Below are 14,943 nucleotides of genomic sequence, written 5' to 3' on the forward strand. Positions count from 1 at the left end.
GTATTTAGCCGATGGTGAATTGCATTTTTTAATTCATTTTACGTTTGAAAACATTCTTTATCACATCAATTTCTTTTTTAAATTTTAGGTCAGTTCTAGTTGCAAAGTATAACATGTTTTCAGTAATGGCTTTACCCTACCAGACAAATATTAAATAACCTGTGTCTATTGTCGTTGTGGCTAGAAAATCAGGTGTTGTGGCAAGCCCTTTATTATTATCTAAACATCTTATAATTGAACTTATACTCGGTAAATATAATTGGGTCTAAAGTCCAATCTCTTTTTGAAATTTTCATACCAAAATCTTCTAAAATGCTCCATGTCATTTGAGGCACTATACCAGATGATGGAGTATTCCAAAGTCATTTCGATCTATACCATCACTGGATTCTTCAAATTCTGAATCCCATCCTCCATAAATGTTATAGACGAAAACTTCAAAACATTTATCTGTAAAGATTGTATGGGCTTTTGATATTTTCTACCATATCATAAAAAACAGTCATATTCAATACATGTTTTTTAGAATTTATTTATGCACAATAGCGCTATCAATTGTTTGTGCTTAAGCCATTTGTGTGTGATTTTATTCTGGAATTTTTATAAAAAAAGCATCTGTTTAGATAAATTTGTTCAGTAGTGAATAAATCCTAATCGTAAAATGTTCTTACAAATTATGTACGACCATTTAAAGTTCTCCCTAAATATATGGCTGTTTTACTGAGTTTGTTTTTTGCTACTGCACTCGGTGTACCTTCTGCCACTATTTTTCCACCTTCTTCTCCAGCTCCAGGGCCTATATCGATTACCCAATCACTTCCGGCAATAATTTGCATATCGTGTTCTACTACAATTACGGTATTTCCCGCATCAACTAATTTCCCCAGCTGACTTTGCAGTTTCTCTACATCGGTTGGATGTAAGCCTGTGGTAGGCTCATCTAAAATATAAAGTGTATTACCTCTATTAACTCGCTGAAGCTCTTTAGCCAGCTTTATTCGCTGTGCTTCCCCTCCAGAAAGTTCTGTTGCTGATTGCCCCAAACGTAAATATCCCAAACCTACTTCTTGTAATACTTTGAGCGAACGCCTTACTGGGTCTTCTTTCTCAAAAAAATCTGCAGCTTCATTTACCGTCATGCTCAGAACTTGTGCTATATTTTTTTCATGATATTTCACTTCCAACGTTTTGTCGTTATAACGAGTGCCGTTACAAACGGGGCATGGAGCGTAGACACTTGGTAAAAACAATAGTTCTACCATTACAAAGCCTTCACCCTCGCAGTTAGGGCAACGCCCTTTTCCCACATTAAATGAAAATCTTCCAGCGTTGTAATTCCGGGATTTAGCTAATTTTGTTGAAGCAAATAACTTTCTCACTACATCAAATAAGCCCGTGTATGTCGCAAGGTTGGAGCGAGGTGTCCTTCCTATGGGTTTTTGATTAACCACCACCATGCGTTTTATGTTTTCTGAACCTTCGGTAATTTCACCACCCAATGTTGCCACGGCATCCTCTTGCAAGTAATCTTCTACTACCTCTTCATCAGAAGATATTCCATTTCCTAATTTGGTTGACATTAGTTCCACCAAAACTTGGCTCACCAAACTGCTTTTTCCGGAACCGGATATTCCAGTAACACTTGTTAATGTACCTAAAGGAAAAGAGACGTCAAGGTTGGTTAAATTATTTCTGGTAACTCCGCTTAATTTAAGCCATCCAGAAGGCTCCCTGGCTATGGGCTTCTCAAAAGGTAGATCATTAAAAAGATGTTCTCTCGTTTTAGATCTTGAAATTTTCTTTAAACCTTTTGGTGGGCCACTATATAAAATATCTCCACCACCTTCACCGGCATTAGGGCCTACATCTACTAACCAATCTGCATGGCGAATCACCTCTAACTCATGTTCAACGACGAAAAGCGAATTCCCGCTAGCTTTCAGTCTATCTAAAGTTTTCAATAAAGCTTCTGTGTCTGCAGGATGCAATCCGGCAGAAGGTTCATCTAAAACATATACGACTCCAAATAAATTACTTCGAACTTGTGTGGCAAGTCTTAAACGCTGATGCTCACCAGGTGAGAGGGTAGGTGTGCTGCGCTCTAGTGATAAGTAGCCTAGTCCTAATTCTAAGAGCACACTAACTCTGGCTACAAGATCTTCGGCTATCCTCTGTGCAACCATAGCTTTCTCCTTATGGTTTTTGCCTAATTTAATTAAACCCGGTGCCGAGCCATCGCTATAAGGAGTGAAAATAGAAAGTAACTTTTTTAAAGGTAATCGTGAAATATCAGCAATATCATATCCGGCAAATGTAACAGCAAGCGATTCCGGGCGTAAACGTTTCCCGTGGCATGTTGGGCATTCGCTACTAATCATATAATTAGATACCCGCTTTTTCATTAAAGCGCTTGGTGAATTTGCAAAAGTGTGTAAAATGTATTTTTTAGCACCTGTGAATGTGCCTTTATAGCTAGGTTCAATTTTGTTTTTTATTGCACGGGCGACCTCTTCCCGATTTAAATCTCGGTATACCGGTACTTGTGGTTGTTCATCTGTAAATAAGATCCAGTCCCTATCTTTTTGGGGAAGATCTTTCCAAGGTATATCAATATCATAACCCAGGGTAACTAAAATATCACGCAGATTTTTTCCTTGCCATGCTTTTGGCCAAGCATCAATGGCTCTCTCCCTAATTGTAAGTGTGTCATCTGGAACCATGCTTTTTTCTGTTACCTGGTATACTCTTCCTAGTCCGTGACATTCTGGGCAGGCTCCTTCTGGGGTATTCGTTGAAAATGAATCTGCATATAATATAGATTGACCTTCAGGATAATCTCCTGCCCGAGAATATAACATGCGCAGTAGGTTTGACAATGTGGTAACAGAGCCTACAGAGGATCGGGTAGTTCCTGAACCTCGTTGCTGCTGTAATGCAACTGCTGGAGGTAAACCTTCAATTTCATTAACTTCTGGGATGGGCATTTGATGAAAAAGTCGCCTTGCATAGGGCGACACAGATTCCAGATACCTTCGCTGAGCTTCGGCATACAAAGTGCCAAAAGCAAGGGAGGATTTTCCTGACCCAGAAACCCCGGTAAATACTACCAACGCATCACGGGGAATTTCCAGAGAAACATTTTTGAGATTATTTTGACGTGCTCCACTTATACTAACGTAGCCTTCTTTTTTTGTCTTATTGTCATACGGTTGTTCCATGTCTGCCGATGGACCAAAAAATATACCAAGACCCCATGGAATATATTCTAAGCTTAGACTTTAGGTTTAGTTTAACTTCAGTTCATTTAATGATAATGCCCAGTAAAACTTTTTTAAACATATTTGGTAATTCTGCTAAATAGATTAATATTTTAATACTCCATCGATGGAAAATTAAAATCAAAATAGCTTAAGTAATATTGGCCTTTTTATCATAGCAAATGTTAGATATAATGTTGATCTTTTAATAGGGGTGAGGAGATTGTAATAATTGCATAATTATATTTATAACATCCTCAGATAATTTACAGCTTCAACTTAGAGCAAGTTTAATTTGACACGAGAGGTCTGTACTACATTTCTACATTTTCTTCTTTGTAAGCTGCTACATGATTAAATTGTTACTAGTCTTATTTTTAAGTCTTTTATTTCTATGTATTCTATGAATGTTATCGATTACAATTTCAGCATTTATTATAAAAATGAAGTGTTCTAAGTGGACTATTGATTTTCAAATTGTGAAAATATGAAGAATAAATTAGCGAATTTGGTGTTTTATACCTCTCTTAAATACTAAAACAATAAAAATTTCCTTTAAAAATTTTGTAGTTTATAATTAATAAATATATTTACGTAATCGATTACATTATGAAATTCTTATAAGAATGTCATTTTGATTAGGAATCTTTGGATTCCAGATTTTAAACAGAACAATAATTATTAACTAACTTAAATTGAACCATGAATGATAAAACATTACTAAGAAAAAAATCATTGTTCCTTTGGGTACTGTGTTTACTCTTTAATTTCTTGACTACAGGTAATGTATTAGCTCAAGAAACTTATACAGTTTCTGGGACAATTACCAGTGCCGAAGATAATATACCTCTTTTAGGTGTGAATGTACTTGAAAAAGGAACCTCAAATGGAGCAATGTCAAATTTTGATGGTGATTATTCTATTGAAGTTTCCAGTCCTAATGCTGTTCTGATATTTAGCTATGTAGGGTTTAAAACTCTTGAAGTAAATGTGGATGGTAGAGGCACAGTTAATGCTGAACTACTAGTAGATTCTAATTCCCTTGATGAGGTAGTTGTAGTAGGATATGGTTCTGTTAAAAAATCAGATCTAACGGGTTCGGTTGTTTCTATTTCTGGAAATGATTTAACCGAGCAAGCTAAATCGAGTGTGGCTGAAACTTTAACTGGGAGGTTGCCGGGGGTTCAAGTGTTATCTTCCGAGGGTTCTCCAGATGCTGAAATTAATATTAGAATACGAGGGGGAGGATCTCTTACTCAAGATAGTTCACCATTAATTATTGTTGATGGTTTTCCCGTTGGAAGTATGGGGGATATAAGTCCTACCAATATCGAAAGTATTTCGGTTTTAAAAGATGCTTCATCTACTGCCATTTATGGGTCTAGAGGGGCTAATGGAGTTATTATTATAACTACTAAGGATGCAAAGAGTGGTAAGTTAAGTGTTAATTTTAACTCATTCTACGGACTTCAGAAAATTGCTAATACCATTGATGTGCTTTCTCCAGAAGATTTTGTTAAATGGCAGTATGAGTATGCATTATTAGATGATCCTGAGAATCTGGATTCTTATGAAAATAAGTTTGGATTATGGCAAGATTATGATCAATATATAGGTCAAGAAGGTAATAACTGGCAAAAGCAGATTTACGGTAACGTTGGTAAAGTTCAAAATCATGATTTAGCTATTAGAGGAGGGTCTGAAACGACAAGTTTCAGCTTTAATTATGCTCATTACGACCTGAATACTATTATGGCTGGATCAGATTTCAAGAGAGATAATTTAGCCTTAGCAGTAAAAAGTAAGGCTGGAAATAAAGTGAATTTATCGTTTACTGTTAGATATTCTGATACAGAAATTAATGGAGGAGGAACCAATGAACAAAACGAGATTTCTTCAGCTGATTCAAGGTTAAAACATAGTGTTGGTTATTCTCCTATACCAATCTCTGGTCTTACCACAACAAGTACAGATGATGCTATTGCGAGCTATTTGGTTAATCCATTCGTAGCCGTTGATGATAACCAACGTCAGCAATTGAGAAAAAATTTCAATATGTTAGGAAGCTTTTCTTGGGACATTTTAGATAATCTAACATTCCAATCAGATTTTGGTCTCGATAATCGTATAGATCAAGATTACCGTTATTACGGCCGTTCTACTTATTATTCCAACAATAGACCATCTGCCGACAATCAAGGTTTACCTTCATTAGTTTTTAGTGATCGAAAACGTGAAACATTCAGAAATGCAAATACTTTTAATTATGACTTCACAAAATTTCTGGGCGAAGATCACAGTCTAAAAATACTTCTAGGAGAAGAGATGATCATTAATAATAATAACGAAGTAACGAGTGAATTACAAGGTTTTCCTAAAGATTTTGATTTTGAGAGAACAGTAAAGTTGACAACTCAAGGAACACCGCAGTCTGTAGATAATTTTTACAGTCCAGATGATAAATTATTGTCCTTTTTTGGCCGTATTAATTATGATTTTAAAAGTAAGTATTTGCTAACAGCTACATTTCGTGCAGATGGTTCTAGTAAATTTATGGGTGATAATCGGTGGGGGTATTTTCCTTCTGCTGCAGTAGCGTGGAAAATTAATGAAGAAGATTTATTCAAGGATAGTACTTGGCTTAATGCCCTTAAATTACGATTAAGTTACGGTAAGGCAGGAAATAATAACATTCCATCAGGGCAAACTGTTCAAAGCTTTGAGTCTAATACCACTACCTATTTAAATAATATTCCTACATACTGGTCTGCATCAAGAACATTAGCCAACCCCGATTTAAAGTGGGAAACAACTATCACTCAGAATGCCGGGGTAGATTTTTCGGTATTTAACAGAGTGCTTAGTGGTACAGTTGAGGTTTACAAGAATTTAACTACAGATTTGCTAGTTAATTTCCCTGTTCCGGGAACTGGTTATGCCAGCCAATATAGAAACCTCGGGGAAATTCAAAATACAGGTATCGAAGGATCTTTAAATATAAACGCTGTTACTAAACCAGACTATGGTTTGAGTTTTTCTATAAATGCTTCTTCGAACCAAAATAAGATCAATTCTCTAGGTGATTTAGAAGATTTTGGACAAAATACAAATTGGGCCTCCACTCAAATAGGTAACGACTATGTGGTTAGAGTTGGTGAGCCAATTGGAGTAATGTATGGCTATAAGAATGACGGACGTTACGAGGTTTCGGATTTCGATTATGATGCAGCGACAAGTACGTATACCTTAAAATCGGGAGTGGTAGATAATAGTGATGTTATAGGAAATGTGAGACCGGGATCTTTAAAACTTAAAGATATTAATAACGACGGTGTGGTTGACATAAATGATAACACAATAATCGGGGATGCCAATCCCGATTTTACCGGCGGTTTTGTAATTAATGCTTATGCGTATGGCTTCGATTTTTCTGCCGCTTTTAATGGTAGTGTTGGAAATGATGTTTATAACGCAAACAAAATTGAATTTACCACAGCTAATAACAATGGGCAGTACAGGAACTTAAGCACAATTATGCAGGATGGAAGTAGATGGACCAATCTTAATCCAGATACCGGTATGTTAATAACAGACCCTCAACAATTAGCTGCTGCAAATGCGAACACTTCAATGTGGTCTCCTTATATGGATAACTATGTTTTTAGTGATTGGGCTGTAGAAGATGGTTCTTTTCTTAGGTTAAACACAATGACTTTAGGATATACACTTCCCGAAACTCTTATGTCTAAAGCCAATATTACAAAGCTGAGGTTATATGTAACTGGAACAAATTTATTTGTGCTAACTAATTATTCAGGATTAGATCCTGAAGTGTCTACAAGAAGAAAGACTCCTCTTACTCCAGGTGTTGATTATTCTCCATTCCCTAGAAGTAGACAAGTCGTATTTGGATTAAATCTTAATTTTTAAAAATTAAATGAAAATGAAAAACTTAATAAAAATCTGTTCGTCATTTATGATAATTGCCCTTTTGGTGTCTTGCGATGAGGATTTTGATAAAGACTTTTTGGAAGCACCGGCAAAGTCTACATTAGATGAATCAATTATTTTTTCAACGGTTGATTTAGCGAAAGGAGCGGTAGATGGAATTTTAGAGCCTGTTGGTCAAACCAATTCTTATAGAGGTCGTTTTATTCCCTATTATGGATTCAATACCGATGTTGAATATAATTATAGTTCCGACCCTTCAGGAGGAGCAGATGCTGATCTTGTATATTACGATGCAAAGCCTAATAATTCCAGAATGAATTCTGAAAATAATGCTTGGGCAATGATGTATCAAGGTATTGAGCGAGCTAATATAGTAATACGAGGTTTGAGAACGTATGGTAAACCGGAGCCAGATACAGAATTTGGACAACTTTTAGGTGCCGCACTTACTTATAGAGCTATATATTATGCTGATCTAATGAAAGCTTGGGGTGATGTTCCCGCAAGATTTGAGCCTATCACAACAGAGACAATCTATCTAGGAAAAACTAGTCGTGATACTATTTACAAGAGATTAATTAAAGATTTAGGAGAAGCGGCAACTTTGGTAGCCTGGCCCAATGAGTCTGCATCAACTACAACAGTAGAAAGAATAAATAAAGCTTTTGTGAAAGGGTTTAGAGCTAGACTGGCGATGGTTGCTAGTGGTTATCAGCAGTATCCTGACGGTGTAAGAAGAAGCAATGATCCCGAACTTTCCGTTGAAAGGATGTATCAATTGGCATTAGATGAGTGTAGGGACGTTATAAGTAGTGGTAAAGCTTCATTAGAACCTACTTTTGAAGGATTTTGGAAAAAATATAATCAAGAAAATATAAATGCAGGTGGGGAATCTTTATGGGAAATTCCTTTCTCCGATGGTCGTGGTCGTGTATTATTTTCATTTGCTGTTCGTCACCGTAGTTCAGATCAATTTACAGCTCAAGCGAGAGGGGGAACTGCAGGACCAACACCTACTGTTTTTTATGATTATGATGAAGAAGATACTAGAAGAGAAGTTACCTGTGTCCCTTATCAGTGGGGAACAGCTGTAGAAGGAGTCGCTCAACAGGAGTTGGTTGGTCTAGATACATGGTATTTCGGGAAATATAGATATGAGTGGATGAACCGGTTCGTAACATCAACAAACGATGATGGGGTAAATCTAATATACATGCGTTATGCGGAAATTTTATTAACTGCTGCAGAAGCTGCTAATGAACTTGAAGGGCCGGCTGCGGCTGCTCCATACCTTAAAGAAGTTCGTAGAAGAGCCTTTCCGGCAGATCAACAAGCTGAAAAAGTGGATGCTTATGTAAACGCTCGTTCCTCAAAAGACGCTATGTTTAAAGCAATAGTTGATGAATATAAATATGAATATACCGGAGAGATGGATCGCAAGATGGATCTAATTAGATGGAATTTACTTGGTGACAGCCTTGATAAAGAAAAAGAAAAATTAGCCAATCTAGAAAATAGAACGGGAGAATATGCCGATGTGCCTGCAACCCTTTATTATAAATATAAGGAAGATGGATACACTTTAGATATATATGGGTTAAATAGAGGGGAGACCTCTAATCCTGGGCCAGAATACTCTGCCTTCAACTGGGATCAACCTTTAGATGAAATCATCAATACCATTTATAAGCCAGGAGTAGATCCCGATAACAAGCAATTTTGGCCAATATGGCAAGTGTTCATAGATGCCAGTAATGGAAAATTGATAAATGATTACGGTTACTAGAACATAAACAGTATTAATTTAATAAATTATGAAAGTAAGAAACATCTTTAAGAGTTTACTGATAGTTATTCTACTTGCAGCTAGCGTTACAGGTTGTGATTATGATAAAGAACTTATCGACGAACTTTCGATTGAAAGGGAGTTTGCTCCTGTTGGACTTAAAGCCCAAGTAAGAAATCAGGTTAATGTAGAATTAAGCTGGACGGCAAATGATAATGTAAGTTCATATGTAGTTGAATTTAGTGATGATCCTGAATTCAGTAATATAGTTAAAACACTTGAAGTAGCTTCTACAGAGCTACCCGTTTTAATTCCTGTAGAAAGTGAAACACTCTATTCTATTAGAGTGAAAGCTGTAAGCGATAGAGGACTGGATGATTCATCCTGGGCTACTACTACTGCACAAACTTTAACTGAGCAGATTTTTATTGAAGGAGAACCTAGTGATATCAAAGCATTAGAAGCTACTCTAAGATGGGTTGCTAATAGTGAGGTTACCGAAATTAAAGTGAGTCCGGGAGATATTACTCACACCATAACCGATGAGGAAAAGGCAGCTGGCGTTGCAACCATATCAGGTCTTACTCAAGAAACCGAATATACTGCTACTTTATACAATGGAAGTAAAATAAGAGGTGTAAAAATGTTTACAACCGGTATTGATATAGGAACGGGAAAACTGGTAACCACGGAAGATGATCTATTCCAAATGATAGCAGATGCAGATAGTGGAGATATTTTAGTTCTTGAAGGTGGAGATTATACTGCTCAAACCGGAACCATAACACTTGATAAATCTATTACTATTCGAGGATTAAGAAACTATAACAAACCATTATTAAATATAAATTTTGAAATCGTTACTGGTGCAGAGGATGTTGAATTAATCGATCTTAATTTACAAGGTAATGGTGAAGGATCAGACTCACTAAAAGATGTAATAAGATATACCGCTGCCGGAAATTACAGTTCGCTACTTATAAGTGGATGTGAAGTGCATGATTACGCAACATCTTTTGTTGCTGGAAATGAAACAGGTGCAATACTTCAAGATCTTACTGTTGAAAATAGCATTGTGTACAATATATTCACTGGTGGAGGAGATTTCATAGATTTCAGAAACTCAGATGTTCTTAACGTAACTCTTAAAACAAGTACTTTCTACAACTGTGCTGTGGGTAGGGACTTCTTAAGGTTGGATGATTCTGGAACATCCACCCAGACAGGTTTAACTTTAAATGTAACTATTGATAGTTGTACAATGTATGCATGTTCTACTAGTGGTAAAAGGATCTTATATGTAAGATTTCAAACTAATGAGATCACGGTTAAAAATACTATTATAGCCGAAACTGATGGTTATTATTCAAACCAGAGTAAAACAGATCCTGATCCTGATTTCGTAAAGAACAATTATTGGAATGCGCCAGGCTTCTACGATGCATCTAACACCATCTACGATAACTCCAGTACCTATTTCTCACTGGATCCTGGGTTCGTAGATCCAGCGTCGGGAGATTTTACCATAACCAATCAAAGCTTGAAAGATAATAACGTTGGTGATCCTCGTTGGAGATAATTATATAGTTCATAAATAGCATGGTAAGATAGGTGAATTCACTATTTCTGCCATTTATGTGAAATTAGAATTTTAAGATTAATTTATAAAAAAGGTGCGGTATATATCGTGCCTTTTTTATAAATCAGCGTTGGATACATAAATTAATATTGTAAATAATTACATATAATTCCTATTTTATAATTAAGAATACATTTTTATTTTATGCATAAAAATATCAATTCAATAAAATTTAAATAATTTTATTATATTCGTGTAATCGATTGCATAATCATTAAAAACCTAAAAAAATGACACATTCAGAATTTCGCTATGCGCATCATCCAGAAGATGTCAAAAGATATACTACGAGGGAATTAAGAGATCATTTTCTCATTCCGAATTTATTTAAAGAAAATGAAGTAAACTTTACCTATTCAATGTACGACCGTTTTATAGTTGGTGGAGCATTGCCGGTAAATAAAGCTTTAAAACTTGAAACTATAGATGATCTAAAATCTGAAAACTTTCTGGATCGCCGTGAACTTGGAGTTATTAATGTAGGAGGCGCAGGAAAAGTAACTGTTGATGGGAAGGTTTATGAACTTGGCCATAAAGAAGCACTATATGTAGGCCAGGGGAATAAGGAAGTGATTTTCGACAAATCTGGAAATGAACAGCCTTATTTTTATCTGAACTCCGCTCCAGCACATCATGCCTACCCAACTAAAAAAGTAGGAAAGGAAGATGCCGAAGTTGTGAATCTGGGAGATTCCAAAAATTCAAATAAGCGAATTCTCAATAAATTAATTGTGAATAGTATAGTGAAAACCTGTCAGTTGCAAATGGGAATGACAGAGCTTGTAGAGGGAAGTGTTTGGAATACGATGCCTCCACACACACATGAAAGAAGAATGGAAGCTTATTTCTATTTCAATCTGGAGGAAGGTCAAACGATTAGTCACTTCATGGGACAACCAGACGAGACACGGCACATTTTTTTAAAGAATCATCAGGCAGTGCTTTCCCCAGAATGGTCTATCCATGCAGGAGCAGGAACCTCCAATTATACTTTTATATGGGGAATGGCAGGAGAAAATCTTGATTATGGAGATATGGATAAAGTGTCTGTAGACGAATTGAAATAATAGGTTTATGGACATGTTTAATTTAAAAGGAAAAACAGCTTTAATTACCGGTTGTAAACGCGGAATTGGCTTTGCGATGGCAGAAGCGCTGGCGGAAGCTGGAGCAGATATAATTGGTGTTTCTGCAACTTTAGAAACTGAGGGTTCTGATATTGAGAAAGCCATTCAGAAGATAGGTGGAAAGTTCAGAGGATATCAGTGCGATTTTTCTAATAGAGAGTCTTTACACTCATTCATTAAAAAGGTGAAAGCTGAAAATCCTACCATTGATATTCTGGTAAATAATGCCGGGACTATTTTAAGAGCTCCCGCAGCAGAACATTCTGATGAATATTGGGATAAGGTGATCGAAGTAAATCAAAATGCTCAATTTATCTTAACTCGTGAATTAGGAAAAGATATGATTAAAAGAGGCAATGGTAAAGTAATTTTCACAGCGTCACTTTTAACTTTTCAGGGGGGGATTAATGTTCCGGGTTATGCTGCATCAAAAGGCGCAATTGGGCAGCTAACGATGGCTCTGTCAAATGAGTGGGCTGGAAAAGGAGTTCAGGTGAATGCCATTGCTCCCGGATATATTGCAACAGATAATACGGTAGCTCTGCGAGAGGATGAAGATAGAAGCAAATCTATTCTAGCTCGTATCCCTGCAGGAAGATGGGGGGAACCAGAAGATTTTAAGGGCCCAATTATATTTCTTGCGTCTCCGGCAAGTAATTATATGACCGGTGCCGTGCTTACTGTAGATGGAGGATGGATGGGTAGATAAGATACCATTCTGAAGTAGAAGGATTAAAAAATGAAAATTAGAGAATGAAAAATAAAAAATTTATCCACGAAGATTTTCTTTTGTATAATGAGTATGCAAAAGATCTATATATAAAATACGCTAAAGATCAACCAATTATAGATTATCACAATCATTTATCTCCAAAGGCAATTGCGGAAGATCATAGTTTTGAAAATATTTCTCAGGTATGGTTAGCGGGAGATCATTATAAATGGCGTGCCATGAGAACGTTAGGTGTGGATGAAAAATTTATTACCGGTGATGCTTCTGATAAAGAGAAATTCATGGCATGGGCTAAAACGGTGCCTTTTACGTTAAGGAATCCGCTATATCATTGGACGCATTTAGAATTGAAGCGTTACTTTGGAATTGATGAATTGCTAAATGAAGAATCGGCAGAAAGAATTTACGAAGAGGTAAACAGGAAGTTACAACAGCCAGAAAACAGTTGTCGGGGCTTATTGAGGAAGATGAATGTACAAACACTTTGTACTACTGAAGATCCTACCGATACTTTGGAATATCATAAGCAATTAGCTGAAAGTGATTTCGATATTAAAGTAAGTACCGCCTTTCGTCCAGATAAAGCAATTTTAATAGATGCCGATGGATATAACGATTATGTAAAGCTTTTAGGCGAAGCAGCGGGAATAGCTATAAATTCTTATGAAGAATTTAAAAAAGCACTTCGTAATAGAATAGAATATTTTGATAAGAATGGCTGTAAACTATGTGATCATGGACTTAATTTTATCTCCTTTGAAGATTTTGAAGAAGGTGAAATTGCAGCGATCTTCCAGAAGAAACAAAAAGGAACTGAACTATCGGGCTTGGAAGTTGAAAAGTTCAAGGCAGCTTCATTATTATTCTTATGTGAGAATTATCATGAATTTGGGTGGGTTCAACAGTTTCACCTAGGTGCTTTAAGAAATAATAATAAAAGAATGCTAAAGGAATTAGGTCCGGATACAGGATGGGATTCTATTGGAGATTATGGTCAGGCAGAAAATCTATCGGCATTTCTGGATACTCTCGACAGCAAAGATAAACTCACTAAAACGATACTTTATAACCTAAACCCTGCAGATAATGAAATATTTGCTACGATGGTGGGTAACTTTAACGATGGTAGCGTAAAAGGTAAAGTACAGTTTGGTTCAGGATGGTGGTTTTTAGATCAAAAAGATGGAATAATCAAACAATTAAATGCCTTATCAAATATGGGAATGGTAAGTTGTTTTATTGGAATGCTTACCGATTCTAGAAGTTTCCTGTCTTTCCCAAGGCATGAATATTTTAGAAGAGTATTATGTAACTTATTTGGTGAAGAAATGGAAGTGGGGGAATTACCTGATGATATGGAATTGGTTGGCAAGATCATTTCCGATATTAGTTATAATAATGCTAAAGAATATTTTAACTTTTAATGGGAAATAATCATTCATATCCAAAAACGATAGTCACTTTTGGTGAGGTCTTAATGCGCCTGTCACCATCAGAAAATCGTAAAATGGTTCAGGCTAATACATTAGATTTCTATTTTGGCGGTACCGAAATGAATGTTGCTGCATCTCTTTCTAATTTTGGCCTTTATTCCAAACATGTTTCTACCGTTTCAAACGATTTTGTGGGAGATGCAGCTATTAGTTTTATGCGCTCAATAGGCATAGATGTATCATGCATTTCTAAAGTAGAACATCCACTGGGATTATACTTTATGGAAGTTGGAGCATCTGCAAGACCTAGTAGAATTACTTATAACAGACTTCACGGTGCTTTCGCCAATATTGAACCGAAACATGTTGATTGGGAATCAATTTTTGAAGGGGTAACCCATTTTCACTGGACAGGAATTACACCTGCCATTTCTGAGAAAGCATATAACACTTTGAAAAAAGGATTGGAAGTTGCAAAAAAGAATAATATTACAATTACCGCAGATCCTGCCTATCGAAGCAACTTATGGCAGTATGGGAAAGATGGTCATGAAGTATTAAAAGAACTTGTATCCCACTCGACTATTTTCATAGGTGGAGTGAATGAGATCAATGAAATTTTAGGTACAGATTTCTCTGTTGAAGAGGATAGTTTTATTGAAGCTAGCAAAAAATTGATAGAGGAATGTCCTTCAATAGAAAAAGTTTTTGATAAACTTAGAACAGGTGTAAGTGCTTCGTGGCAAAAGATCTACGGAAGAGCTTGGACTGGGGCTGAATATATAACTACAGAAGAAATTGAAATTTCCTCGGTTGTAGATCGAATAGGGACGGGAGATGCTTATGCTGCCGGGCTTATTTATGGTTTGATCCATTTTGATGATAAAAAAGCACTTAGGTTTGCTAATGCGGCCTGCGGGTTAAAACACACTATTTTAGGCGATGTGAATTTGGTTAGTGTTGAAGATGTTTTAGAATTCATGAATGGTAATACTGGAGGGAGAATAAAAAGATAAT

The 14,943-nt window shown here is 36.2% G+C and carries 8 protein-coding genes; 7 read left to right on the forward strand and 1 reads right to left on the reverse strand.

Going from position 1 to position 14,943, the window contains the following annotated elements; all coding sequences use genetic code 11:
• Nucleotides 1–674: 674 nt before the first annotated feature.
• Nucleotides 675–3,218 (reverse strand): excinuclease ABC subunit UvrA, encoded by a 2,544-nt coding sequence (gene uvrA, locus L1I30_RS05190; protein ID WP_236133201.1) that lies wholly within the window; start codon nucleotides 3,216–3,218, stop codon nucleotides 675–677.
• Between the two features lie 810 nt (nucleotides 3,219–4,028).
• Here uvrA and L1I30_RS05195 point away from each other — a divergent pair.
• From L1I30_RS05195 to L1I30_RS05225, 7 genes are all read left to right on the forward strand, one after another.
• Nucleotides 4,029–7,187, forward strand: coding sequence for a SusC/RagA family TonB-linked outer membrane protein (locus tag L1I30_RS05195; RefSeq protein WP_236133202.1), 3,159 nt, complete (start codon nucleotides 4,029–4,031; stop codon nucleotides 7,185–7,187).
• Nucleotides 7,188–7,200: 13 nt separating this feature from the next.
• On the forward strand, nucleotides 7,201–8,994 hold the full coding sequence (locus L1I30_RS05200) for a RagB/SusD family nutrient uptake outer membrane protein (protein ID WP_236133203.1): 1,794 nt from the start codon (nucleotides 7,201–7,203) through the stop codon (nucleotides 8,992–8,994).
• 28 nt (nucleotides 8,995–9,022) lie between these two features.
• Nucleotides 9,023–10,573, forward strand: coding sequence for a DUF5123 domain-containing protein (locus L1I30_RS05205; RefSeq protein WP_236133204.1), 1,551 nt, complete (start codon nucleotides 9,023–9,025; stop codon nucleotides 10,571–10,573).
• Between the two features lie 290 nt (nucleotides 10,574–10,863).
• Nucleotides 10,864–11,700, forward strand: a complete 837-nt coding sequence (kduI, locus tag L1I30_RS05210; protein WP_236133205.1) for a 5-dehydro-4-deoxy-D-glucuronate isomerase — start codon at nucleotides 10,864–10,866, stop codon at nucleotides 11,698–11,700.
• A 7-nt stretch (nucleotides 11,701–11,707) separates the two neighbouring features.
• Nucleotides 11,708–12,469, forward strand: a complete 762-nt coding sequence (locus L1I30_RS05215; protein ID WP_236133206.1) for an SDR family oxidoreductase — start codon at nucleotides 11,708–11,710, stop codon at nucleotides 12,467–12,469.
• A gap of 44 nt (nucleotides 12,470–12,513) precedes the next feature.
• Nucleotides 12,514–13,917 (forward strand): glucuronate isomerase, encoded by a 1,404-nt coding sequence (gene uxaC / locus L1I30_RS05220; RefSeq protein WP_236133207.1) that lies wholly within the window; start codon nucleotides 12,514–12,516, stop codon nucleotides 13,915–13,917.
• On the forward strand, nucleotides 13,917–14,942 hold the full coding sequence (locus tag L1I30_RS05225) for a sugar kinase (protein WP_236133208.1): 1,026 nt from the start codon (nucleotides 13,917–13,919) through the stop codon (nucleotides 14,940–14,942). The genes uxaC and L1I30_RS05225 overlap by 1 nt, the downstream gene beginning before the upstream one ends.
• Nucleotide 14,943 lies beyond the last annotated feature (1 nt).

Source organism: Gillisia lutea, assembly GCF_021568705.1.
Taxonomy (GTDB): domain Bacteria; phylum Bacteroidota; class Bacteroidia; order Flavobacteriales; family Flavobacteriaceae; genus Gillisia; species Gillisia lutea.

Bases quoted from the DNA above. Each gene is read 5' to 3' on its own strand.
- L1I30_RS05205 (WP_236133204.1), top strand. From the start codon at position 9,023: ATGAAAGTAAGAAACATCTTTAAGAGTTTACTGATAGTTATTCTACTT.
- L1I30_RS05200 (WP_236133203.1), top strand. From the start codon at position 7,201: ATGAAAAACTTAATAAAAATCTGTTCGTCATTTATGATAATTGCCCTT.
- kduI (WP_236133205.1), top strand. From the start codon at position 10,864: ATGACACATTCAGAATTTCGCTATGCGCATCATCCAGAAGATGTCAAA.
- L1I30_RS05225 (WP_236133208.1), top strand. From the start codon at position 13,917: ATGGGAAATAATCATTCATATCCAAAAACGATAGTCACTTTTGGTGAG.
- L1I30_RS05215 (WP_236133206.1), top strand. From the start codon at position 11,708: ATGGACATGTTTAATTTAAAAGGAAAAACAGCTTTAATTACCGGTTGT.
- uvrA (WP_236133201.1), bottom strand. From the start codon at position 3,218: ATGGAACAACCGTATGACAATAAGACAAAAAAAGAAGGCTACGTTAGT.
- uxaC (WP_236133207.1), top strand. From the start codon at position 12,514: ATGAAAAATAAAAAATTTATCCACGAAGATTTTCTTTTGTATAATGAG.